This is a genomic window from Mameliella sp. LZ-28 (genome assembly GCF_012274245.1).
Taxonomy (GTDB): Bacteria; Pseudomonadota; Alphaproteobacteria; order Rhodobacterales; family Rhodobacteraceae; genus Antarctobacter; species Antarctobacter albus.
Map to the genome: position 1 here is coordinate 15,297 of NZ_JAANYX010000016.1, position 22,589 is coordinate 37,885.

Below are 22,589 nucleotides of genomic sequence, written 5' to 3' on the forward strand. Positions count from 1 at the left end.
CCTCTCTTAGTCTGCCGAAAGATCGGGCATGGTGAAGTCCATGTAGCGATCTTCTTCCGCCCGATCCGCTGCTTCGATGACGCCGGCCTGGCCCTCGCCCACGGTGCCAACCGCGAGAAGCTGCATGATCGAGACAAGAATGATGCCGTTCTCAGCCACGACGCGCGTGTTGAGGTCGATGCTTTCCTTCAGGGTTTCCATGTCACCCGTCAGGTCCACGAGGCGGTCGATCCGCTCAAGCGACTGCCCGGCTTCGGTGTAGCTGTTCTGTGCGGCGGCAGAGACCATCGCGCCAGTCGTGGCTCGGGTGGCAACCCGTTCCGCGCCGCCATTGCCGCTGTTCGCCATTTCCGAAAGCGTGTCTTCATCGAAACCGTGTTCGGCCAGAACTTGCTCCATCTGTGTTCGGATTTGACTGGAACCGGAGCCAGTAAGGCCGCTCCAATCGCCTTGCTGGATCGCGGCGATGGTGCCGGTAATGTCGCCAAATTCTTGATCGAGCAGCCCGTTCAGCCAGTCTTCCATTTCCGTCGAAATGATCTCGGGAAGCTCGGCGAGGCCTGTCAGGGCGGCATAAGTGTCCTGAAGTTGCGCGTATTGCTCTTGCAGCGTTGTCAGTTGTTCCTGAAGCTGAAGCAGTTGATCGTTCTGAAGGATTTCATCTTCGATCATCTGCTGAAGCTGGCGGATTTCCTGCGCGATATTCTGCGTGTCCACGGTGGGAACGCCTTGCGCATAGGCAGCCGGTGCCGTGGTCCCGAGCAGCGAAACGGGCGCAACAGCGAGGCCGAGGCCGAGGAAACCGGCGGTTGCGATTTTGCGGATCACCGCGTTGATGTTCATCGACGGTTTCATCAGTCGAAATCCTCCATATTGAAGTCCATGAATTGCTGTTCTTGCTGGCGGTCGGCCGCGAGCGCGATCGACTCGGCGCTTGCCGGGCGTGCCCTGGCCGCAAGGAGCCGGGCCATGATGGCGCTGAGCCGCCCAAACTCGGCACGGGCATAGGTGTTCAGCGCCATAGCCTCCTGCACATCCTCGGTTTCGCTGATCCGCTGGATGATGCTTTGAAGTCGTCGCGCGGCAGCTTCGACCGTTGCCATGCTGTTGTTCGCGTAGAAACTGGCCCCGGCGCCGGTGAAGGAGAGGTTCGAGTTCGCGAGCAGCGCCGGGTCGATGGTGCCAACGGCATCGCCGCCGCCGCCACGCGCCAGATATTCGTTGTATTTCGCCGGGATCACCTGAACGTAGTGCTGCGTTTCCTGGAACGGCGGCACTCCCCCATAGTTCTGCACGTTGCCGGGACCGGCGTTGTAGGCAGCGAGGGCGTGGATGATGTTGCCGTCGAACATGGCAAGCATCTGCGCCAGATAGCGAGCGCCGCCTTCAACCTGCAAATACGGGCTGTCGTAATACTCGGGATAGATGCCGAGATCGCCGGCGGTGCCGGGCATGATCTGCGTCAGGCCAAAGGCCCCGACCGGCGACCGTGCGCCGATGGAGAACCGGCTTTCCTGCCAAATCAGAGCTTGCAACATGTAGCGCCATTCCCTGACCGAGAACCCCGCTTGATTGACACCCGAGCGGCCATGCGTTTCCTGCGCGACCTGGATAATCAGCTCTTCAACGTTCTTTGCCGCGTCCCCGAACATCTGCGCAGCGCTGGGGTTGCTGTCATCCGGGTCATAGACCACATCGGCCGACGCCTCGGGGTCTGCCCCATCTTCCAACGCGGAGACCATGCCCGGAATGCCCTGGCCGCCGAGGCTGGTTTGGGCGTCGAGGATCTGTTGCAGAATGGAGAGCTGTTCTTGCTCGATTGCCGCAATCTCTTCCTGCACCGCGAGCGTTTCGCGCTGCGTGGCGAGATCGCTTTCCCGATGAGCGTTCGACGCCTCGTTTCTGATAATCAGGCTACCGTCCACTGTGGGGACACCCTGCGCGATCGCGCTGGTTCCCCACAGGAAGGCGATGGCCGTCAGTGCAGCCGTCTTACCCATCACCAAGGCCCTCCGGGCCGCCGATCGCGGTAAAGGTGCAGGGTGCTGATTTGGTCGAAATCCGGGCCTGCGGTTGCGGTTCACTCGTAGGAAGGAAGGCCATGCTGTGACTGCTGCGCGTCACCGTGTCGAAACAATTCGCTTCGGACGGCCGATACTCGGCACAGCCAGCGACACCGAGAGCGGTCAGCATAATCAGGATTGCAGTAGGTTTCATTCGACCCTCCAAAAATCTTCACGCTGGCGGTAATCGGCACCCACCAACTGTTCACCTTTTTCCATCCCGCCGAGGACGGTTAGGAGCGGCCCGAGGGCGCTCAAATCTGCATTGATGACGACCGATCCCTGGTCATCTCGAACCAGCCCCATGCGGGACGCCGGGCTGGACGTGAGCAGCACGTCCAGTTCCTTGTCATGAAGGTTCAGCATCGCGTAGTCCGATGCCTTGGCCCGGATGTTCGGCAGAAGGATTTGCGTTGGCACCGCTTCAACGATGGTTTTGCCGGTGCGCGTCTGTTCGAGCTGACTGGCATACTGCGTCATCATCACGACGACCGCATTTTGCTTCCGGGCCGTCACGAGCCAGTTCGAGAGGCGTTCAGCGAAATAGCCGTTGTCGAGAGCTTTCCACGCCTCATCAATGACAATGATGGTTGGCTTGCGGTCCTCGATAACCCGCTCAACGCGGCGGAAGAGGTAGGACAGCACAGCCATCCGCTCTTTCTCGCTTTCGCTGTCGAGAATGCCGGTTAGATCGAAGCCAACAACTTCCCCGTCGAGTGAGAACGTATCTTCACGGTTCTGGCCGAAAATCCAGCCATATCGACCCTCGGCAGTCCATTCTTGCAGGCGCTCATGAAGATCACCGCCATCATCGGCCGAGATAAAAAGCGAGGCCAGATCGTGCCAGTTGCGCAGGTTCGCATCGCTGGCCGTCGCGTTCTGCCGAACCACTTGCTGAATAAGGTTCGTCTGCGCGGGGGTCAGCGGCTTGTCCGAACGATGGATCAGCGAGGCCAGCCAGTCGGAGAGCCATGCCTGCCCGCGTTCGTCAATCTCGGTCCACAGCGGGTTGAGCCCCGTCGCGTCACCGGCTTTGATCGAGGAATAGCGGCCACCGTTTGCGCGCACCGCCATTTCCATGCCCAAGCGATAGTCGAACACGAAAAGACGTGCCCCGGCCCGCCGGGCCTGCGTCATCAGGAATGCCGAGAGAACCGACTTCCCCGAGCCAGGACGCCCAAGGATCAGCGTGTGACCGCCGGTCGGCTCTTTGTCCGGGGAGCCTTGTTCATGGTAGTTGAAGGAGAATGCCGAGCGTTCCGGTGTGGGAAACATGGTGATAACCTTGCCCCACGGCACCTGGTCCGCTGTCTTGCCGAGCGGTGTCCGATGGAACGCGGCGAAGTCCGCGAAATTCCGGTTCGTCACCGCCCCCTTTCGGCTCCGCGCGTGCCCGTTGCCGGGGTGTTGGGCAAAGAAATGGGTGGCGCTGGCGAAGCCTTCTGCAATCAGGTTCACACCTTCGGTCGAGGCCGTGTTCTTGATCTCGCCGCCGATATTTGCCAGCTTTTCTTCGCTGTCCGCGAACACGGCCACCGACATATGGTGATCGCCAAAGCTCAGACGCTTCGATTCAAGATCATCGAGCGCGGTCGGCAGCTCTTCGAGCAGCGACACGGCGCCATCGTTAGCCGAGGCCCGAAGCCGCATCTGCCGCTTGATCCGCCCTGCCATCCAGTTGCTGTTGATGGGGGTGAAGCTGTGCGTCACGATCATATCGACCGGCAGGCTCAGCTCATCGAACATCGTGCAATGCGTCTTCTCGGGATAGTCCTTCACCGCGAAGATCGAGCCGATGCGCGGGCCGGTTGCCCCATCGGACAGAAAGAACTTGTCGCCTTTGAAGGTGACGCGCGTGTTCGCCACATTTTCGGCAACGATTGTCGTGCGGGCACCGCGATACAGCGGCAGCTCTTGGCCAGTGTTCAACGCGCCCAGGAAGCCAAGAAGCTCGCCCGAAGGCTCATTGAGCAGCCGGGGGTTCATGTCTGCGAAGGACGACATAAGGAAGCGAACAACCTCCTGAAGCCTGCCCATCCGCTTTTCCGTTTGCGCCCGCAGCAGCTCGGCCGACTTGGCCGCGCGCAGCGGCAGCTTAGAGCCGACAGCCGGGCGGTTCATGACGGTAAGCGTCAGCGTCTTGTCCCGCAAATGGCGCTGACCGAGAGCCTGCCGCCAGCGACGATCCACAGCCGCGGCGAAGCTATCGCCTTCGACCGGAACAAGATCGGGCGTGATCGCTTTTGAAACTTTGTGGACATAGAACGAGCATTCCGGCCCGATCCGCGCGACCACGGACGCAAAGAGCGCCCGTGTGCGGTCCAGATATTCGTCGTCGGTGGTGTTGCTGTTCACCCCGTCCAGACGGATGCACTGAAATAGTTCATTGCCCCGCGTCCGCACGGTCTTGTCGTCAACGAGGCTGATATAGGGCAGCATCGAGGCGAGCTTCACTTCACGCCCGAACCAGCCAGGCAGCAGGGACCGGGGGTCATAATTCGTATCACGGGGCATAGCTGTCTCCGCCGTGGATTTTGCGATTGAGGGTCGGGCGCGTGACCTGCAAGGCCGTCACCACCACGTCGAGGAAATTTTCGTCCCAATCCGCCGCCTTCCACAGCAGGGGATAGGCAGCCGCCGCGATAGCCGCGACTGCCCAATGCTGAAGCCAGACGAAGATCAGAACAGACCCGAAAAGCCAGACCATCGCATACATGATCGGCAGCCCGAGAAGTTTGGGAGGCCGGACAAGGCCAAGGAAAAGACGAGACTGTTCCGCCATCGTGCCAGCTCCTTACGAAGACCAGATTGCGGAAACGATGGTCGGTGCGGCAGCGATACCCGCGATTGCCACCACAACCCACATGGCCTGACGGAAATCGAGAATGCCGAAGAGCCACGACAGGAAAACACCGATCAGCGCCAGCGTGCCGATCACGATCCCAAGGGGGCCGGTGATCGCGTCCACGATGCCCTGAAGCACATCCTGGACTGGCGATAGGTCGATGCTTTGCGCCAGAGCGGGTTCTGCCAGCATCAGCAGAACCCCGCAGAGCGCGACGAAGACGTTAAGATTAGGCTTCATGAATGTTCTCCTTCGAGCCTGTTGAAAACTGCCAGCACGCGGCTGACGTGGTTTTGCGTCTCCCGATAGGGTGGGATGCCGCCATGCCGCTCCACCGCCTCGGGGCCCGCGTTGTAGGCGGCCAAAGCAAGTCGAGCGTCCCCAAAGCGGGCCAGCATCATCAGGAGATACCGAGCAGACCCGTCGAGGTTCTGTTGCCAGTCGTGGGGATCGACGCCGAGATTGGCCGCCGTCGCTGGCATGAGCTGCCCCAACCCGATCGCGCCAACATGGCTTCGGGCGCTCGGGTTGTAGGCACTCTCAATTTCAATGTTCGCTTGATAGAGCAGCCGCCATTCGGTCACGCTGATGTTCGCGCGGCGCAAAGCCGGATGGCTCGCGTAGCGAAGGGCGGTCTGGTCGATGGCATTCAGGATCGCGGGTCGGGGTGCCACGGCGCGAGGCGCCACAGCAGCCACCCGGAACGAACCGTCCCCTTCCTCGGCTGCATCCCGGTCACGGCCGAACAGCGTCAGCTCGTCGGAAGCCGATCCTTGGCCGACACCATCATTGTAATTTCGGGCGAAGTTGGTTTGCGGGGTGGAGGGTCGAAGCGATCCATCGCCCTCCATCACCAGCACCATGCCCTGAGCCAGAGCAACGGTGCAGGACAGCGCCAGAGCGGCGCTAGTCGTCGTCAGATAGCGTGTTGCCGTTCGGCAGAACGTGGAGGGCGCGGCCCCCTTTTCGCAGGGGGATGTGGATCGGATCGAAGCCAAACCCTTCGAGGAAGGAGATGAGGCCGTTCGCGGTCTTGAAGAGCCGCAATTGGATTTCCTCTTCCTGCTTGTTCCAGCGACGCCCCGGCACAAGCAGCTTCTCAACCGATCTGTCTTCGGTGACAGCCCGGATGAACCACTCCCCATACCAGACTGCATTTTTTCGGAACGCTGGGGTTTTACATACAACCTCAGCTTGATACCCCTGCTGCAAGAGGACCCTGAATTGCGTCTCTGTAACCACATTAGGCGCTTCTTTGTTTAGGTCTGTCCTCACGATCGGCGCTTTCCCTTCTGGTTAACGGACCGTGAACCCTTCTCGGGCTCTTCAGTCCTACGACATTATAAGATGGGGCGCAACATTGTAATGTTGCGCCTCGCAGAAAGTTCTGCTCTAAGGCACCAATACACATCACCAACCAAATTCCCAAGTGATCTAAAGGGACAGCGCAGGATGCCGAGAACGCAGCTACCGGCCTACATGCTTATAATGTCGTCTATTTTTTCGGCTTCCGGGGTGCAAGCAAATACCTGCTTTCCCCCTGAACGGCCCTTCGTTCCCGCCGAAATCGAGTCCGCAAGGGAGTATCGCGACCTGATCTATGACGACTTCCAGATCTACTTCGAGGACTTCAGCGTCTACCTGCAATGTCTCGATCAAGAGCGGGCGCGGGCCTTCCAGGAAGGGCAGGAGGTCAGTGAGGAATACCGACGCTTCTTCGATCAAGTGGTCTCCGACGACTGATACCTCTATAGTTGAGCGGGTTTCCGCTTGTGGCCGTCGATACCCTTACGGTCGAACCGAGCAGATGAACGCCTGCGAGAAGCTGGCGCGAACCGCCCTTGCCCCGGCCTGCAAGATGATTTTCAACCGGAATATGTTGCCAATCGGCCTGCATTCGCCCTATCACAAGATTATAAGAGTGCGCTCTTCCTTATAGCACCGCCATTAATCGAAGGAGATACCATGTTGAAGCTGCTCCGAACAACCGCACTGGCCTGCGCCGTCGCGGCGTCCAGCTTTGTCGCGGCCCCGGAGCGGGCACAAGCACAAAGCTATCAGATCGACTGTGCCATTCTGCTCTGCCTTTCGGGCGGCTGGCCAGCCTCAGAGCCTTGTGCTCGTGCCCGCGCAGAGTTCATTCGCAGGATCACACCCTGGCCGGTCGAGCCGCCCCTGCAAATCTGGCGCTGTCCGATGGGCGCGTCCTTCAACGTCGATCCGTCCGAGCTGAACCGGGCCCGCTTCTTTGACATTCTTATGCAGGACAGCGCCCCCCCGCCGCTGCAATCCTTTCCAAGCGCACCACTCACGGACGCCGCGCTTAAGCCGCAACCCGCCGTTCTTCGCCAGAGCGGCGGGGCTGCCCGGCGGTTGCCTGAAGGCTTCGCCCTGCATTTCGTGCAGGAAGGGGAATACAGCGACGACAACGGCACGGCCGACATCGACATCAGCGGGTCGGAGTTCGATTTCGTCCGTTCGATCCGCGTCTTCAATGTGACCTATGCCCGCCAGCGCGAGACCCGTGACGACTGCTCGCGCATGGCGAACGTCCGCATGGGGTCTTATGGCACCCAAGGAGACTTCTATTGGCGCAATTCATCGGTTGGCGCTTTGCCTGAAGCTCACACGGGAATGGAGCGGTTTGGCGAGAACTGCCCTGGCATCTGGCACCGTTCGGTTTTCGTGGAATGGCGTGATTATCAAGGCAACTATGGTTTCGAGCAGGTCAACTACTAAGAGTAGTGCCGAGGAAGGCCGTTCAATACTATAATTGCGACAGGCAACTAAAGAGAGTATGCCTGTCGTGAACGATCATAAGAATCGAACAGGCAAGGAGAGCAGACACCCCGAAAAGCAAACCCCCCGCAAGGCGGCAACCAAGCGAGGGGGGGTCTAAGAACCAAGGAATTGGCGTTCCGAACGGTCCAACACAATCTGTTTTCAGGACTGGTTCTACCACCCTCCCGACAGCCAAACAAGCAAAAAACGCACCTGTGCGAACAGGAGAACTTTGCCTTGCCGCCTTGTCCAACGAGCAGAAAAGGACAAGGAAATGAACCACTCACCACAAGTCGCGTTGCCGCAGGGCATGACCCGCCGCGACGTGATCGCGGTTATCAGCGAGATCGGACCCGACCTAAACCTGAGCGGCGCAGCAATCTTCGTGCTGACCAAGCTCATCGGCAGCACGAGCGAAAAGGACTGGATCGAACCCGGTGCCGATCCGACCTTCTACGGCACCCAGGAAACGATGGCCGAGCGCCTTCAAATGACCGCACGGCAGCTCCGCAGCCATGAGCGGAACTTCGAGCGCAAGAACATCCTGAAGCGTGACACCAAGGCGAACGGTGCCCGCGAAGCCGGGACCGGGCGGGGCTTGCTTTTCACCCCGCTCAAAGCCTGCTTTGCCGACCTGTTGGCCCTGCGCGACCAGAAGCGCGCCGTGACCAAGCGCATCAAGGAGCTGAAGAGCCTTCGCAGCGTTCGCTTGCGCCGGATGAAGGAAGCAATCGCGCGGCTCGCCCCCGAAGCACTGGAAGATGAGGCAGTCGCCTCGGTCCTCGCCCGGTTTGATGCCTGGCCGCGCTCCGACCGGCTTCATTCCCTCGGACTGGACCGCCTCGAAGTCCATGTCGAAGCCACTGCCAAGCTGTGCATGGAACTCGAAGAGATCATTGAAAACCTACCTAATTCTTCCTGTGAACCGGCAGAAACCTTCCGGTCCTTTATACAAGAGGACAACCAGCAGAATCCTTCTGTATCCTGTAACGCTAGCGTGGATGAAAGGAGCGCGGGCAAGCCCGCGCACACTGGATTCCTTAGATCGGGGCCTTCCGGCCCCGATATTTGCAGAGAAAATAAGTGTGAAGCGGATAGCGGTGTTATCAACCCCAAACTTGAGGCGCTTTTTGAACCGGAGCAGCTTTTCAAGCTCGCATCGCCCGACTTCCAGATGACCCTTCAGGCAAGATCCAATCAGATCACGAAGGAAACTATGATCGACGCCGCCCACGACATGCTTTCGCCGCTCGGGATCAACTATTCCGCATGGCGATCCGCGTGCGGCGAACTCGGCCGCCTCGGCGCCACCCTTTGCGTCCTGGTCCTCGATGCGAACCGCGACCACCCGCAAACCCCGGTGCGTAACCCCGGCGGTGCGCTGCGCGGCATGATCCGGGCGCACAAACGCGGCAACCTCAACCTCATCGGCAGCGTGATCGGCTTGCAGCGCCGGCGAGGATACTAGGATGCAGCGGTTAACCGTTCCGTCGATCCGACCGCGACGGATTGCAGCTATACATGCCAAGCTCCGCACCATCATCGCCGTGCGCGATGACCGTGCCGGCGATCGTTGCCCCGGCTGGCTCCAGCCCCCGCATTTCGACCTCGGCGCTGACGCCCTGGAACGTGCGCAGCGCCGCCAGCTCGCACGCCTCCACATCGTCAAACTCGGCCGTGATGACCTCGGAACCCGACTGCATGTTGAACAGCACCAAAATCAGGATGATTTTCATGTGAGACCCTTTCTACGAGAGAGGGCCGGCACCTCGCGGTCCCGACCCTCTTGGAGAACAGCGCATGACGCTTTCACCTTCCGCGACCATCGGCATCCCTGCCTGTATCGCAAGGCCATCAATATCATAATGATGGACTCAGAACAACAACATCGCGATGATTTCCGTCCTTTCATCTTCCCTGAAATATCCTCGGGGGAGCGCCACAAGGCGCGGGGGCAGACAGCCCCCACTGAACACTGTTTCCAACGTTTGGAGAACACAACATGACGACAGCACAGAAGGCCACGACTATAGGCTTCTTGATCTTCATCACCGGCACCGCTTTGGGTTTTGCCGTGCGCCACCAAATTGCCCTTCAGCATGGCAGAGCTTTCGGGGAAATCATCACGAGTATCTGCGCGAACGAAGGATATGCAGGTGCGCTGTTTCCTTTGGGTGATCCAGATCAAGCCCGTTGCATGTCCGAAGACGAATCTGCTGAGCTCAAAGCCGTCAATAATCTCTAATATAACCGTGTCCACAAAGGAACCGTTATGGAACATGCCTCTGGACCTGTCCAAAACTACCTTTCTCGGGTTTTGAACGCATGCTACTTTTCGGCCAGATATTTCGGTCACTCTAGGGACGTGTTCATTGCCTTCAGCTTTACCCCTCGCACCGGCCCAGGCCGACCCGCCCCGAACCTTTGCCTATGTTCGGGTTTCGACCGTCGAGCAGTCTGTCGCATCGCAGGTTCACGAGATCGAGGCGGCGGGCTTCCAGATGCCGGAATATCGAATCCTTACGGAGACGATTTCCGGCAGCGTCCCCGCGAAACAGCGCCCCCAGTTCGCGCGGCTGGTCGATCGGCTGGAACCGGGCGACATACTGGTTGTGACGAAGCTCGACCGCCTCGGCCGCGATGCGATCGACGTGTCATCGACAGTTGCGGAGTTGGCCAAAATTCCCGTTCGCGTTCACTGTCTCGCATTTCCTGGGCTGGATCTTACAAGTGCATCGGGAACATTGACCATGAATGTCATCAACGCCGTTGCTCAGTTCGAGCGTGACCTGCTTCGAGAGCGAACCCAGATCGGGCTTGCTGCCGCGCGGGCCAAAGGCAAACGCATCGGCCGCCCCCGCGCCCTTTCGACCAAGGCCGAAGAGGATGCGCGGGCCGCGTTGGCAGCGGGCGAATCCATTTCCAAGATCGCTAAACGGCTGGCAGTCAGCCGAGCGACCATCACGAGACTCCGCGACGATCAGCTAGCGGCACAATCAACCGACTGAGCCGCGATCTGCCTTTTCCCGACACCTTGCAGGACGATCCGCATCCTGTCGGCCGAGAAGGTTCGGATAAGTGCCAAGGCTTGATCTGGATCGCCCCTTAACCGGGTCTCAGCCCGACATCCTTAGTAGTTGGGCGTGTAATCCTCCGGTAGCATTCAGCTTTGAAATGGTGCAGTCTGACGCGAGCATGGTGTTAGAGCGGAGGCAGCGATGCAGGAACACCCTTTTGATAACGACTTTCATGTAACGCCCCAGCAGGTTGAGCAATTTCAACGTGACGGGTTTGTAAAGTTGGACGGATTCTTCAATCCTGACGTCGTGCATACCCTGCTCAATCGGGTTGAGGTGGAAATGAGCCGAGCGCCGGAGAACTTTAAAAGCGAGTTCAGCCGCCTCAAATACGATTTCGAGACCGAAAAAACGGATATCTATGAGCTGATCGCCCGGCCGTATTTTCGCAAGGCATTGACGGCGCTCGTGCAGAAGGACCTGTTCCTGACTTTCGAGCTCTGCTTCGAATTGGAAAAGAACATCAGCAAAGGATTCCCCTGGCATGTCGGCGTTCAAAGCTTTGGCTATCAGGTTGCCGATGAATTTGGCTGCACGATATGGGCAGCACTCCATCCCGTTCACAAGTCAGGCCAACGTGGTGGTATGGCCTACGTGCCTGAGCGGGTCGTATCTGGCAAGTTCATCTATGACCAGATCGAACCAGCCATGATTTCCACGCTCGAAGCCAAGGAACAGGCGGGCGAAAAGACGACCATGGATGACTATTTTGCCATGCGCTCGGGCATTCTCAATTCGCCCACCATGGCCGAAATCCTCAAATATCATCAGGTCGAGGATGACTTCGAGCCGGGCGATGTTCTCGTGTTCAACAAATATGTTGTTCACCGCAGTATAATGCTGGAGGATGGACCACTGCCGAAGCGAGCTGCCTTTGTGATGCGCTTCGTCGAGGACGGGTCGCATTACGATCTTCAACGCGCCCGGAACCTGGAATATCCGGCAGAAAAATACGGTCACAAAGCCTTCACGCGGTCCCATATGGAAATCGGTCTGCCAGACGGCTCGCTGTTGACCGACAGCGAGTATTTTACGGACCGGGACAAGCGCTTCGTGCGACGTGAGTTGGCTTAAGGGGGCAAACATGGAAACGCGTGATATCGTCTTTATCGCACTCTTCGCGGCCATCATGGCCGCGCTGGCGGTCTTTCCGCCGATCACCCTGCCCGTTGTCGGCGTTCCGATCACCGCTCAATCTCTCGGCGCCATGCTCGCCGGCGGCGTGTTGGGGGCCACACGCGGCGGCTTGTCGATGATTCTGTTCCTTTTGCTCGTTGCGATCGGGCTTCCCCTGCTTCCGGGAGGCCGTGGGGGCTTTGGTGTTTTCCTTGGCCCTACGGGGGGATATCTGATTGGCTGGATCTTCACTGCCTTCGTGGTCGGTTTCCTCGTGGAGCGCTTCTGGCATCAGCTTAACTACCTCAACGCCTTCCTGGCGTCGGTGGTGGGGGGAATTGTCGTGCTCTATGCGATCGGTATTCCCTGGAGCGCGTTCGTTGCCCAAATCTCTGTTTGGGCCGCCTTCGTCGGTTCCCTCCCGTTCTTCGTCGGTGACATCATCAAATGCCTTATCGCGGCTGCCGTGATCGTGATCGTAAAGAAGTCCTATCCGATCATTACGCCCCGCAAGCGCCAGGCCGCTACGACCGAGTAGGGGGCACATCAGCAATGCTCTCCTTCTCGCAAGTGGTTGTCGAGAAAGGCGACCGGCCGATCCTGAGCGATATCAACATAGATCTCAACGAAAAGCGCATTGGGATCATCGGACGGAACGGGTCGGGCAAAAGCACATTTGCCCGGCTCTTCAATGGACTGGAAAAGCCCAGCTCGGGTACGATTACTTTCGAAGGATCGACCGAGCTGAAGGAGTTGCGCCGAAAGGTGGGGTTCGTGTTCCAGAACCCAGACAACCAGATCGTCTATCCGATCGTGGACGAAGACCTCGCTTTCGGCCTGAAAAATCTGAAGCTGCCAAGCGCGACGATCAAAGAACGCATAGCCGAGGTGATGGCGCGCTTCCGGATCGAACACCTGAAAGATCGTCTCACACATCAACTGAGCGGCGGAGAGCGGCAGATGGTTGCGCTCGCCGGGGTCCTGGTCATGCAGCCTCAGATGATCGTTTTCGATGAGCCGACCACATTGCTCGATCTCTGGAACAAAAAGCGCCTCATGCGAGCGATTACGGACCTCAAGGAGCATGTTGTTCTCGTCTCGCACGATCTGGATTTGTTGCGCGAGTTTGATCGGGTCATCCACATCGAGGCAGGTCGTATCGTTGGGGATGGCGAGCCGAACGCCGTCATCGAAGACTATATCGCGAGATCAGCATGATCGTAGACCTCTATGTCTTCGGGAATAGCCCACTTCATCGCATATCGCCCGGCTATAAGATCCTGGCGCTCGTGCTCTTCTGCACCCTTCTATTCGTTTTGTCGGGATGGGTGCCCTTGGCTGTGGGCGCGATCCTGGTCGCCATAGGTTACTGGCTGGCTGGAATCGGGTTCTCACATGCCTATCGGGCGATCCGTCCTGCCTTGTGGATTCTTGCCATCATTTTCATCGCGCAAATCATTCTCGCGGGGCTCGAACTTGCTGCTTTCGTTGTCGTGCGCTTTGGAATCTTGATCCTCGCGGCGTCGCTCATCACCATGACGACGAAAACGAGCGAGTTTGTCGACGGCATTCAAGCGGGGCTCAAACATGCTCCTTCCTGGGTGCCGGCCGATCACATCGCCCTCGCCATATCCCTTGCGCTCCGATTCATCCCACTGGTGCGCGCAACGCTGGACGAGGTGCGCATGGCGCAGAAGGCCCGGGGCCTTGATCGTAGCGTGAAGGCTCTCCTTGTCCCATTGGTCGTCCGGACTTTAAAAACTGGGGATGAAATCGCCGAGGCGATCCAGGCACGGTCGCCGCTTTAGCCGCGCGTTCCTTCCAGTTCGCAGCCGGCAAAGTCGTCTTCTGCCAGCCGCGTGCAGAGTTCATGCCACTGGCATTCAATGCAGGCCCTTCGTGTTATTCCGCTGCGAAACCATGATCGCATCAAAGCAATGGTTTGGTTGTCGAAGCTGAGAATGGTACCGGGTTCGATTACGATACCGAGCTTGTCACCGACATCTCGCGCAGCGGTCAGATCTCGGGCCGTGACGGACGCGTTATGGCAATGTGGCTCGGGGTCTTCCGCGATCACACACGCGCAGAGTTCATCGGGGCCTGCGATGATTTTGACCGGGGTTCCCTGGTTGATGGCTCTGGCAACAGAGTGAAATTTGGCTACAAACCCTGGTGAGTAGCCCTTTCCAGCAAACGTCAGCATGCACAGCAAATGGTGCGCGCGCAGTTCGATCACGATGCCTTGCCCCTCTGGTGCTCAATCCCGATCACCACGGCGGCAACAGCGGCCGACTTGATGATGCCCCCCAGGATGAAAGGAAAGAAGCCATTTTCGAGCGCTGCGCCTATGCCGATCGACGTGCTCAACCAGAGCACGCCGAGCCCGAGACAAATGATGTGCCCTGCGATACCTGCCAGGAATACCCACCATGCCCGATAGGCAAACCCCTGGCCCTGCCGTCTGGAAACCAGGACGCCGACAGTGAGGGCGGCAATGGGAAACGCGAAGAGAAATCCGGCGGTCGGTCCCGCAAAATGACCGATGCCGCTTGCGCCACCCGCAAGCACAGGCAAACCGATAGCGCCGCAGAGTAGCCATATAACGGTCCCGACAGCGCCGAGTAGCGGTCCCAAAACGGCCCCCACAGTCAATACCATAAAGGTTTGAGCCGTTATAGGGACGGGTACCATCGGAATTTCTATGTGGGACGAGATGCTGAGCAGTATTACGGCCGCGCCAACCAAGATCAGCGCCCCCTCACGTCCAACGATAATAGGACAAGCTTGGCCCGTTCCAATTTGCATCTAGTTCCCCTTGCTCCCGTTCCAACCAATAGTCCCGACGGTACCACTTAAGCATGAGCGGACAAAGCGGTTCGGCTGCCCATCATCTTTCCTGAAATATCCTCTGGGGGAGCGCCGTAAGGCGCGGGGGCGAACACATGCCGGGGTGGAAGCTGCGAAGGTTAAGGGCAAACGTCTCGGCCACCCTCGCGCCCTTTCGGCCAAAGCCGAAGAGTAAACGCGGGCCGCGTTGGCGGCGGGCGAATCCATTTCCAAGATCGCGAAGCGGCTGGCGGTCAGCCGCGAGACCATTACGCGACTCCGCGACGATCAGCTTGCGGCTCGGTCAACCGTCTGAGCCGCGATCCGCCTTTTCCCCGACACCTTGCAGAGCGATCCGCATCCTGTCAGCCGGGAAGGTCCGGATCAGCGCGGCGGCTTGATCCGGATCGCCTGACAACCACGTCTCATAATCGGGAGCTTCGATGATGACCGGCATTCGCCCCTTCGCGTGGATAGGCCGGATCAGCTCGTTCGCTTCGGTCGTGACCACGGTATGCCGAAGCTCCGTCTCATCCTCTTCGATCAGCTCCGGGTTTTCCCCGCGCCAGAGCCCCGCGAAAGCAAAGGGTGGCCGTCCATCGGGATCTTCGCCGGTGAGCGCAAACCAGTAATCCGTCGCCGGCTGCCTGCCCTTGGTCTCGTTGAAGCTCGTGACTGGGACCAGGCAACGCCGATCCTCATAGCTGCCTCGCCAGAGACCGCTTTTTCGCAGCTTGTCGTCGCGCGCATTGTTCCAGGCGGCGGGCTTGATCGGCTTGCCGGTTTTCTTCGACACCTGCGGCGTAAGAAATCCCCATCGCATTTCGATCAGCTCGCGCTTTCCGTCAGCATCGAGGCGCACCACCGGCGCCAGCCCCTTCGGGAATATCGCCGGCCTCGGTTCGGCGTTGCCGAGCCGATCAAGGTCGGCCGAGACCTGAAACAGCCGACGCATGGCTTCTGCCGTGGCGATGTTCGCATAGAGATTGCACATTCCGCGCCCCTACAGTCCGGCCCATCCTCGGATCATCTTCGCCACGCGCAGGGCCTCGGCCCGGCGCAGGCTTTGATTTTCGATCCGCAGCGCCTTGAAGAAGGCACCTGTCAGCATCGGCCCTTTCTCGATGTTCTTCCGAACATAGAGCATGGCCGCGAGAAATTCTTCTGTTTCCACATCTCGATCCGCGCAATCGGCCGCGGCCGTCTCGACAAGGGCAAGCACCTGGCGCAGCTCGCCCACGATCAGAATTTCTTCTGACCAATTGCCGCCGAAGGCCACGTTCCGAAGCTGATCCTTGCGTTCTACCATGAGAACAAAATAAGAACATATGGCATTTCTCGACAAGCAGGATCGTGACGCATGACCCCGATGCGGTCTCTATACATTGATATGAATAGCTTTTTCGCCAGCGTGGAGCAGCAGGCCGATCCGTCGCTGCGCGGTAAACCTGTCGGCATTACCGCTATCAGCGCCGAATCGGGAGCCTGTGTCGCGGCGTCCTATGAGGCCAAAGCCTTCGGCGTCAAAACCGGAACGCGCGTCTACGACGCGCGCCGGTTGTGCCCAGGCATCATTTTCCGCCCGAGCCGCCACCGCCTCTACGTTCGCGTGAACCAGAAGATCGCCGGCGTCATCGACCAGATCGCAGAGCTTCAAGCCGTCCGCTCCGTCGATGAATTTCAGGTCGCCCTCGGCGGCCAGACAGCGGAGCTGTCGGCCGCGCTCGATCTCGGCCGCCGGTTGAAGGCCGCAATTCGCGAACAGGTCGGATCGGAGCTGCGCTGTTCCGTGGGCATCGGGCCGAACCACCTGCTTGCGAAGATCGCGGGCAAGCTCGAAAAACCGGACGGGTTGCAATGGCTTGCCCCGGAAAACATGCCCGACCGTATCGCGCATCTGTCGCTTGACGATCTGCCGGGGATTTCGCACGGCATCAAAGCCCGGTTGCAGCGTGCAGCCGTTTGGGGCGTCGCGGAACTCTATGCGCTCGATCCTCGCCACGCCCGGCAGATTTGGCGCTCCGTCGAAGGTGAGCGTTTCGTTCGAGCCTTGCAGGGCATGGAGATTCCGCTCTTGCCGACGCAGCGAAACGGCTACGGCAACTCGAAGGTTCTCGCTCCGCAGTATCGTCGGCCCGATGCCGCGCGACCGGTTGGCCGATGGCTGACTGAAAAAGCGGTCGAGCGAATGCGCCGTGACGGATTTTGCGCCCGGCGGTTTTCCCTTATGATCCGTCTTCCTGAAGGCCGCGGTTGGTCTCGCGCGAAAACCCTGACGCCGAGTCAGGATTCCGCGATTTTCCTGAAGCTGTTCGAAGCCGAATGGGTGCAGTTTCGCCACGAGCGTCACGGCTATGTGCTGTCAATCGGCGTTCACCTGGGCGAAGTCATCCCGCTTTCCGAACGGCCGGGCGAGCTGTTTCTGCCGCTGGCGCCGGGTGAGGCGAACAAGCGGGAAAAGCTGGCGGAAACCATTGACCGGATCAATCGCCGGTTTGGTCAGAGAGTCGTCAGCTATGGGGTGCATCAGGATCATCCGGGATTCTTCGAGAAAGGGTAGTTTCATGACGAATCCCGGTCGTTCGTGACCTCGTGCGGTTGCTCGAGGACACGCCCGCCCAGGACCGCGCCCTAGGCTTCGGCCGGCAAGCGGCCTGCGCCCCGAGCCTTTCCCCCTGCCCGTCCCTGCGCCAAGGTGCGCCGCCCGCCGTCTCGTCCCGAGCCACCGGGCGGCGCGGCGCATGGTCCTGTCAGGGGGCCAGTCTCGGCCCATCCGGGTAACGGTCGCTTTCGCAGCAGCGAAAGTGACTATCCATTCAAAGCGGCATCTCCAAAGTGGCCTTGACTGTGGAGACAACGATGGAAGTCCGGAATTTCCTGACATTCTTATCAGCGAAGAAAAACCGCTGCGTAAAGGCTTCATAGTCTTGAATGTTTTTCGCTACGACGATCATGACGAAGTCCGAGTCCCCTGCGATACAATAGAAATTTGTGACGTGAGGGTCGTTTTTGGCCTTCCGCTTGAAGGTTTCCGTCTGTTCGACGCTGTCCCGCTCAAGATCCACCGAGACAACTGCCGTAATCCCAAGGCCGAGGGCCTGTTGGTCGAGCAATGCGACCTCCCGTTTGATGGTACCGGCCTCGCGCATGGCGCGAAGTCGGCGCTGAACAGAAGCGGTGGAAGCGCCCGTTCTTTCCGCGAGTTCCTGGATCGTGATCCGTGAGTCGCTTTGAACAAGAGCAAGAATTTTTCGATCCAAACCATCCATGATCGAGTATGATCACATGCCACATATAAAGTGTAATGAAAAATCGATATTGGGGGAAAAAAGCTATATGATATTGATATAATCCACCAAATTATGCGGTTTATGTACACCGCAGCAGTCACCAAATCTGGCTTCGTTGCCATCCTCCCCCTGGCCGTGGGTGCCGCCCTCTACGGGTTCGCCTTCGGGTTCCTAGCTGTTCAGTTAGGCGTACCTTGGTGGTCAGTCCCTGTCATGAGCGGGCTGGTCCATGCCGGATCGGCGCAGATAGTCACAGTTGACCAGTATGCTGCGACATCAAGTGTCGTGGGGGCAGTCTTCGCAGGGGCTATTTTGAATCTGCGCTACATCGGAATCATTGCTTCCATTGCCGACATGCTCAAGGGGATGCCGCTTTGGGCGAAGCTCATTTCTATCCATATCACCAGTGATGAAAGCTGGGCGTTAACGGTCTCCGAAGCAAACAAAGACCGATCTATCGGCGCACGCTTCCTGGTTGAAGCCGGGGCGGTAATGATCCTGACCTGGGTGACATCGACGACTATGGGTGCCATCGCTGGTTCCACAGTGCCGGATCTTGAGAAACTTGGCCTGGGTTTCGCCTTTACGGCTGCGTTCATTGCTATGGGCCGAGGCATGTGGCGGGGCCGGTCCGACCTAGCCCCTTGGGCTGTCACGTTCGCGATTGCTATTTTTGCTTCCCGATTGGGATTTGCGACAGCGAATTCCATCGTCATCGCAACGATCGGGGGACTGCTTTTCATGCAGTTACTGCGCTTCGTCAGGAGGCAGAACCATGAACCATGACATTCTGTATCTGATTGGGGGGCTGGCAGTCGCTACCTATGCGATCCGCGTGCTTGGCCTGGTCACGGGGAACATGATCCAGAGGTCCCGCTTCGCTTGGGTGCTCGATGAGCTTCCAGGGCTCTTGATTGTGGCGCTCGTTGCCTCATCCCTGTCCAGCATCACTCAAGTTGGATGGCTGGCTGCGGCGATCACCCTGATGATCGCGATTTACACCAACAATGTCGTGCTGACCATGATCGGGGGCGTCATCACTTTCGCTTTGGTCAGTAACCTACTGTAAAAAAATACTTTCGGAGGCTATGATGGACTACGCCGAACACGATTTTGAAATACGCAAGGATGTTCTTCGCCAGCTCAAGCATTTCTCTGAGCCCAGCAACGTCGCCGCCGTCCGCACCCTCGCGTTTGAATATGCTCTCATCGCAGGGTCGATTTATCTGTGCGTTGGAGTATCCTATTGGTTCTATCCGCTTGCCATCATTATCATCGGGTCTGCGCAGCGCACCTTTGCCAATATTCTTCACGAGGCTGCGCATTTTCACTTTGCCAAGAACAAACTGCTCAATTTCCTGGGCGGGACGGTTCTGACGTCTTACCTGATCTTCCACATGTTTACGCCCTATAGAAATTCTCACGTGGGATTTCACCATCGTCATTTCGGCGACCCGGAAGATGACCCAGATTACAATTTTCACATTCTGCTGGGCCTATACGAGGCCAAAGAAAGCCACAGCCGGTTCATCTTGAAGAACCTCGTTCTGGCTCTGATCGGGTATCGATCCTGGGAGTATATCAAGTATATCTATCAGGACCGCATTCTCTTCACGAAGGACAAGATTGTCATCCGCATGCCGATCTCGGTCACGAGCGACCGGATCATGTTTGCTGCGACCTGGATCGTCGTCTTAGGACTGGTGACCTGGTTCAACATCTGGCTCGAATTCCTACTTTTCTGGATCGTACCGTGTTTTACAACCTACATCGCGATCGGTTGGTGTGCTGAACTCGCGGAGCACTACCCGCTGCCGGAGTCAGAGAATAAGCGCCTTCTCATGACGCGTAACCGCCATGGTTGGGCAGTCGAGAATTTCCTCTTCGGCCGGCACTATGATCGCTACCACTTGGTGCATCACATCTTTCCGACGATCCCCTTCTACAACCTCAAGAGGGCGCACGAAGTGCTCCTTGAGGACCCGTCCTATCGGAAGTGGGATGCAATGTGGGGCGGCATCTTCACGCGGAGACATCCTGAAGAAGAGACGCTGATCTCCTACGTCAGAAAGTACAAGGATGAAATCTCGCGCGAGGAACGCGATCCAAATCGACCGAGCTTTGCTCAGCGCATCCTTCTCCAACATCCGCTGGCACAAGGAGCCTGATTTATGACCAAGCCAGAATTCCGTCAAGCTTCATCGCAAAATCTTCATGCTTTGCATCAGGATGTCGCAAAGGGTCTCAGGAAAATCGCTGCTCACCCTGTAATCCGTGAGAAGTTCTCGGCCGACCCATTCATCAAGCAGTTTTTCACCGAAACGGTGGCGCGATACATCATCGGCAAGTCAATGTCCGAAGCCGCCGATAAGTTCGACGTTTTGTCAGTAAAGGGATACCTCGCCGGCGTCGAGTTTGTTGGTGAGGAGATATCCGATGGCGGTCAGGTCGAGCAGGTTGTGGAGGAAAACATCCGCTTCCTCTTACATGCGCGCGGGCGCCCGTTTTCGGATGGGCTACAGCTTGGCTTTGATCTTTCCAGTGTCGGCATGCTTATAAGCCGCGAACTCGCGATGACGAATACGGCGCGCATTGCGAAGGTGGCTGCCGAGCAAGGTGCCACGATTATGATTAGCATGGAGCGCAGCACCCAGACCGACACCATTCTGGATGCTTTTCACCAGCTGGCCCCTTCGCATGAAAATCTTGGTCTGACTATCCAAGCCTACATGCATCGTACCGAGGTTGATCTGCCCAAGCTAATCAAGACCAGGCGTAAGATCCGCCTTGTGAAGGGTGTCTATGATGAGCACTCGTCGCTGACGCTGCCGCGCGGGAAAGAGCTGGATGTTCGATATGTGGAATGCATCGAGAAGCTCGCCGAGGCCGGGTCTCGTTTCGCTGTCGCAACGCATGACCCTGCCATCATCGACATGTTGAATGCCCGCGGCCTCCTGGATGCGGCCGAAGAGCTGGAGGGGCTACATGGATGTAACCCAAGTCTTTTCCACACACTGAACAACGAGGGGCATCGGTGCCGCATAACCGGCGTTTACGGGGAAGAATGGCTTCTTCATTTCTTGCACCGGCTTGCCGAGCATCCGCCGAATGCCCTGCAGGCGCTGGCAGATTTCTACAACCCAGACCGGGTTGTCTTCGGCGCGGACTACTGAAGATGACGGCACTCACCTCACCGCGCGTTCCAACCGCATATCTGAACATGGCCGGATCGGGGCCCGTTTCTGATGAGGTTCTGGCCGCAACTACGACATACCTGAAAATCGAGCAGCAGGTCGGGGCCTATGACACTGAGCTCGATCATCACGTCGAGCTTGACGAGCGCGTCTACGAAAATCTTGGCACCCTCTTAGGGTGCGTTGCGGCTGACATCGCGATCTTCGACAACGCTACCCGGGCGTGGACGGAAGTCGTGAGCCGACTTTCGTTTAAAGGCGCGCGCCGCATCCTTACAACCGAATACGAATACGCTGGGAACCTTCAGTATCTGAAGGATCTCTCGGAACGGGAAGGACTCGAACTGATCACGATACCCTGTACTGATAAAGGTGAAATCGACCTAGAATGGCTGCAATCAAACATGGGAAATGACGTTGGGCTCGTGTCCGTCGTGCATGTTCCATCTTGCTGTGGCATCATAAATCCTGTTGCGACCATCGGTGAAATCCTCTCGGGATACCAAGCTGTCTACATCGTGGATGCCTGCCAGGCTGTTGGTCAGGTTCAGATTGATGTCCACGCAACCGGTTGCGATGTGCTCACTGGTGCCGGGCGTAAATTCCTGTGCGGCCCCCGGGGCACCGGGTTTGCCTTTGTCTCAGCACAGCTGAGAGCCAGGATGTCTCCCGGATTTGTCGATCTTCACCTTTCTGATATCAAAGCCGATGGCCGGATCGAAAAAGACATGGGAAATGCGCGCTTCCTCGAAATGGGGGAGCGTAATTGCGGGGCCATCATCGGCTTGTCACGGGCCATCGAGGAGGCTCTGCATGGCGGGGATCGGCTAAACGATGGCATTTTCCGAATTCGCGAAGGCGTTTCCGCTCTTGAAGGGGTCATACCGATCGATCCTGGTAGGAACCGTGGAGGTATATTTTCGTTTCGTCATAAAAAGATTCCCGCCGAAGAGGTGGTGAGGAACCTCAGAGAGCACCGGATTGCTGCCTGGCGCATAAAGGGGTCTCATACCCCGCTTTATATGCTTCCCAGAGGACATATAGAGGGAGTGCGGTTGTCATCCAACAAGATCACAGTCGAGCATGCAGATTTGGTGGTGGCGGCGTTGAAGGATATGCTTGCTTGAGGACTGTCCTGAGGCACGTAGTTTGCCCCGACGCCTCGTTCAATTGAACTTCCTGTGCGGAAATCCCCGCAGACTAGGCTAGCCTCGCGCTGGCCTTTTTTTGGGCCTTGGACGATAATCTGTGATCGCCGCGCTCGCGCGGGGATCACACTGGCAGGGGGGATTCGGGCAAGCCGAACGCCCCCTGCATCCTTGGGCCAGGCCGCGCGAGCGCGCCCTGTCCGTATCGGGAACCGCCGGTTCCCCCACGCAAGCCCCATGAGCGGCGTC

At 58.3% G+C, this 22,589-nt stretch carries 29 protein-coding genes; 16 read left to right on the forward strand and 13 right to left on the reverse strand.

Translation table 11 applies throughout. The features are described from left to right. Positions 1 to 6 precede the first annotated feature (6 nt). From G9Q80_RS11890 to G9Q80_RS11920, 7 genes are all read right to left on the reverse strand, one after another. On the reverse strand, positions 7 to 855 hold the full coding sequence (locus G9Q80_RS11890) for a type IV secretion system protein (protein ID WP_231017864.1): 849 nt from the start codon (positions 853 to 855) through the stop codon (positions 7 to 9). Next, positions 855 to 2,000, reverse strand: a complete 1,146-nt coding sequence (locus G9Q80_RS11895; protein ID WP_088716869.1) for a lytic transglycosylase domain-containing protein — start codon at positions 1,998 to 2,000, stop codon at positions 855 to 857. The genes G9Q80_RS11890 and G9Q80_RS11895 overlap by 1 nt, the downstream gene beginning before the upstream one ends. Positions 2,001 to 2,213: 213 nt before the next feature. Continuing rightward, positions 2,214 to 4,577, reverse strand: a complete 2,364-nt coding sequence (locus G9Q80_RS11900) for a VirB4 family type IV secretion/conjugal transfer ATPase (RefSeq protein ID WP_074647468.1) — start codon at positions 4,575 to 4,577, stop codon at positions 2,214 to 2,216. Continuing rightward, a complete protein-coding gene (locus G9Q80_RS11905) occupies positions 4,567 to 4,845 on the reverse strand; it encodes a VirB3 family type IV secretion system protein (protein ID WP_074647467.1) in 279 nt (92 codons plus the stop codon). The genes G9Q80_RS11900 and G9Q80_RS11905 overlap by 11 nt, the downstream gene beginning before the upstream one ends. Positions 4,846 to 4,857: 12 nt before the next feature. Then, positions 4,858 to 5,148, reverse strand: coding sequence for a TrbC/VirB2 family protein (locus tag G9Q80_RS11910; protein ID WP_074647466.1), 291 nt, complete (start codon positions 5,146 to 5,148; stop codon positions 4,858 to 4,860). After that, positions 5,145 to 5,771, reverse strand: coding sequence for a lytic transglycosylase domain-containing protein (locus tag G9Q80_RS11915; RefSeq protein ID WP_074647465.1), 627 nt, complete (start codon positions 5,769 to 5,771; stop codon positions 5,145 to 5,147). The genes G9Q80_RS11910 and G9Q80_RS11915 overlap by 4 nt, the downstream gene beginning before the upstream one ends. A 43-nt stretch (positions 5,772 to 5,814) precedes the next feature. Next, positions 5,815 to 6,150 (reverse strand): hypothetical protein, encoded by a 336-nt coding sequence (locus G9Q80_RS11920; protein WP_088716870.1) that lies wholly within the window; start codon positions 6,148 to 6,150, stop codon positions 5,815 to 5,817. 273 nt (positions 6,151 to 6,423) lie between these two features. On the opposite strand from G9Q80_RS11920, the gene G9Q80_RS11925 reads away from it, so the two are divergent. The 3 genes from G9Q80_RS11925 (at position 6,424) to repC (ending at position 9,157) form a co-directional block, all read left to right on the forward strand. Then, positions 6,424 to 6,651, forward strand: a complete 228-nt coding sequence (locus G9Q80_RS11925) for a hypothetical protein (RefSeq protein ID WP_232788328.1) — start codon at positions 6,424 to 6,426, stop codon at positions 6,649 to 6,651. Positions 6,652 to 6,873: 222 nt separating this feature from the next. Further along, complete coding sequence (locus G9Q80_RS11930; protein WP_088716871.1) at positions 6,874 to 7,647, forward strand: hypothetical protein; 774 nt, start codon at positions 6,874 to 6,876, stop codon at positions 7,645 to 7,647. A 316-nt stretch (positions 7,648 to 7,963) separates the two neighbouring features. Further along, complete coding sequence (gene repC, locus G9Q80_RS11935; protein WP_088716872.1) at positions 7,964 to 9,157, forward strand: replication initiation protein RepC; 1,194 nt, start codon at positions 7,964 to 7,966, stop codon at positions 9,155 to 9,157. Between the two features lie 10 nt (positions 9,158 to 9,167). Here repC and G9Q80_RS11940 read toward each other — a convergent pair whose 3' ends face one another. Then, positions 9,168 to 9,425: a hypothetical protein gene (locus tag G9Q80_RS11940; protein ID WP_088716873.1), complete on the reverse strand. Its 258-nt coding sequence runs from the start codon at positions 9,423 to 9,425 to the stop codon at positions 9,168 to 9,170. Positions 9,426 to 9,691: 266 nt separating this feature from the next. Here G9Q80_RS11940 and G9Q80_RS11945 point away from each other — a divergent pair, with 266 nt between their 5' ends. The 6 genes from G9Q80_RS11945 (at position 9,692) to G9Q80_RS11970 (ending at position 13,690) form a co-directional block, all read left to right on the forward strand. Beyond that, complete coding sequence (locus tag G9Q80_RS11945) at positions 9,692 to 9,934, forward strand: hypothetical protein (RefSeq protein WP_088716874.1); 243 nt, start codon at positions 9,692 to 9,694, stop codon at positions 9,932 to 9,934. Positions 9,935 to 10,061: 127 nt separating this feature from the next. Then, entirely contained in the window at positions 10,062 to 10,697 is a 636-nt protein-coding gene (locus G9Q80_RS11950) for a recombinase family protein (protein ID WP_231017865.1), read from the forward strand. 210 nt (positions 10,698 to 10,907) lie between these two features. Continuing rightward, on the forward strand, positions 10,908 to 11,840 hold the full coding sequence (locus G9Q80_RS11955) for a phytanoyl-CoA dioxygenase family protein (RefSeq protein ID WP_088716875.1): 933 nt from the start codon (positions 10,908 to 10,910) through the stop codon (positions 11,838 to 11,840). Between the two features lie 10 nt (positions 11,841 to 11,850). After that, a complete protein-coding gene (locus tag G9Q80_RS11960; protein ID WP_088716876.1) occupies positions 11,851 to 12,420 on the forward strand; it encodes a biotin transporter BioY in 570 nt (189 codons plus the stop codon). 14 nt (positions 12,421 to 12,434) lie between these two features. Further along, on the forward strand, positions 12,435 to 13,100 hold the full coding sequence (locus G9Q80_RS11965) for an energy-coupling factor ABC transporter ATP-binding protein (protein WP_088716877.1): 666 nt from the start codon (positions 12,435 to 12,437) through the stop codon (positions 13,098 to 13,100). Next, on the forward strand, positions 13,097 to 13,690 hold the full coding sequence (locus G9Q80_RS11970; RefSeq protein ID WP_088716878.1) for an energy-coupling factor transporter transmembrane component T family protein: 594 nt from the start codon (positions 13,097 to 13,099) through the stop codon (positions 13,688 to 13,690). The genes G9Q80_RS11965 and G9Q80_RS11970 overlap by 4 nt, the downstream gene beginning before the upstream one ends. Here the strand turns inward: G9Q80_RS11970 and G9Q80_RS11975 are convergent. Beyond that, a complete protein-coding gene (locus tag G9Q80_RS11975; RefSeq protein WP_088716879.1) occupies positions 13,687 to 14,118 on the reverse strand; it encodes a DUF1284 domain-containing protein in 432 nt (143 codons plus the stop codon). The genes G9Q80_RS11970 and G9Q80_RS11975 overlap by 4 nt on opposite strands. Continuing rightward, complete coding sequence (locus G9Q80_RS11980) at positions 14,115 to 14,687, reverse strand: biotin transporter BioY (RefSeq protein ID WP_088716880.1); 573 nt, start codon at positions 14,685 to 14,687, stop codon at positions 14,115 to 14,117. The genes G9Q80_RS11975 and G9Q80_RS11980 overlap by 4 nt, the downstream gene beginning before the upstream one ends. A gap of 229 nt (positions 14,688 to 14,916) precedes the next feature. Between G9Q80_RS11980 and G9Q80_RS28740 the strand changes: the two genes are divergently transcribed. Then, positions 14,917 to 15,024 (forward strand): helix-turn-helix domain-containing protein, encoded by a 108-nt coding sequence (locus tag G9Q80_RS28740; RefSeq protein WP_121497624.1) that lies wholly within the window; start codon positions 14,917 to 14,919, stop codon positions 15,022 to 15,024. Here G9Q80_RS28740 and G9Q80_RS11990 read toward each other — a convergent pair. Beyond that, the gene (locus G9Q80_RS11990; protein ID WP_088716881.1) at positions 15,013 to 15,702 is read right to left on the reverse strand and encodes an SOS response-associated peptidase; all 690 of its coding nucleotides are present in this window, start codon (positions 15,700 to 15,702) and stop codon (positions 15,013 to 15,015) included. The genes G9Q80_RS28740 and G9Q80_RS11990 overlap by 12 nt on opposite strands. Positions 15,703 to 15,711: 9 nt before the next feature. Further along, complete coding sequence (locus tag G9Q80_RS11995; protein ID WP_088716882.1) at positions 15,712 to 16,017, reverse strand: hypothetical protein; 306 nt, start codon at positions 16,015 to 16,017, stop codon at positions 15,712 to 15,714. Positions 16,018 to 16,068: 51 nt separating this feature from the next. Between G9Q80_RS11995 and G9Q80_RS12000 the strand changes: the two genes are divergently transcribed. Next, positions 16,069 to 17,268, forward strand: a complete 1,200-nt coding sequence (locus tag G9Q80_RS12000; protein ID WP_088716883.1) for a DNA polymerase Y family protein — start codon at positions 16,069 to 16,071, stop codon at positions 17,266 to 17,268. Positions 17,269 to 17,524: 256 nt separating this feature from the next. On the opposite strand, the gene G9Q80_RS12005 is transcribed toward G9Q80_RS12000, so the two are convergent. Beyond that, a complete protein-coding gene (locus G9Q80_RS12005; RefSeq protein WP_088716884.1) occupies positions 17,525 to 17,977 on the reverse strand; it encodes an Lrp/AsnC family transcriptional regulator in 453 nt (150 codons plus the stop codon). Positions 17,978 to 18,079: 102 nt separating this feature from the next. Between G9Q80_RS12005 and G9Q80_RS12010 the strand changes: the two genes are divergently transcribed. Genes G9Q80_RS12010 through G9Q80_RS12030 form a run of 5 tightly spaced genes read left to right on the forward strand, consistent with a single transcriptional unit; the run spans position 18,080 to position 22,319 of the window. After that, complete coding sequence (locus G9Q80_RS12010; protein WP_088716901.1) at positions 18,080 to 18,784, forward strand: AzlC family ABC transporter permease; 705 nt, start codon at positions 18,080 to 18,082, stop codon at positions 18,782 to 18,784. Continuing rightward, a complete protein-coding gene (locus tag G9Q80_RS12015; protein ID WP_088716885.1) occupies positions 18,774 to 19,067 on the forward strand; it encodes an AzlD domain-containing protein in 294 nt (97 codons plus the stop codon). Before G9Q80_RS12010 ends, G9Q80_RS12015 begins: the two co-directional genes overlap by 11 nt. 19 nt (positions 19,068 to 19,086) lie before the next feature. After that, complete coding sequence (locus G9Q80_RS12020; RefSeq protein WP_088716886.1) at positions 19,087 to 20,166, forward strand: fatty acid desaturase family protein; 1,080 nt, start codon at positions 19,087 to 19,089, stop codon at positions 20,164 to 20,166. Positions 20,167 to 20,169: 3 nt separating this feature from the next. Beyond that, a complete protein-coding gene (locus G9Q80_RS12025) occupies positions 20,170 to 21,171 on the forward strand; it encodes a proline dehydrogenase family protein (protein WP_088716887.1) in 1,002 nt (333 codons plus the stop codon). Positions 21,172 to 21,173: 2 nt separating this feature from the next. Next, positions 21,174 to 22,319 (forward strand): aminotransferase class V-fold PLP-dependent enzyme, encoded by a 1,146-nt coding sequence (locus G9Q80_RS12030; RefSeq protein WP_157903889.1) that lies wholly within the window; start codon positions 21,174 to 21,176, stop codon positions 22,317 to 22,319. Positions 22,320 to 22,589: the final 270 nt, after the last annotated feature.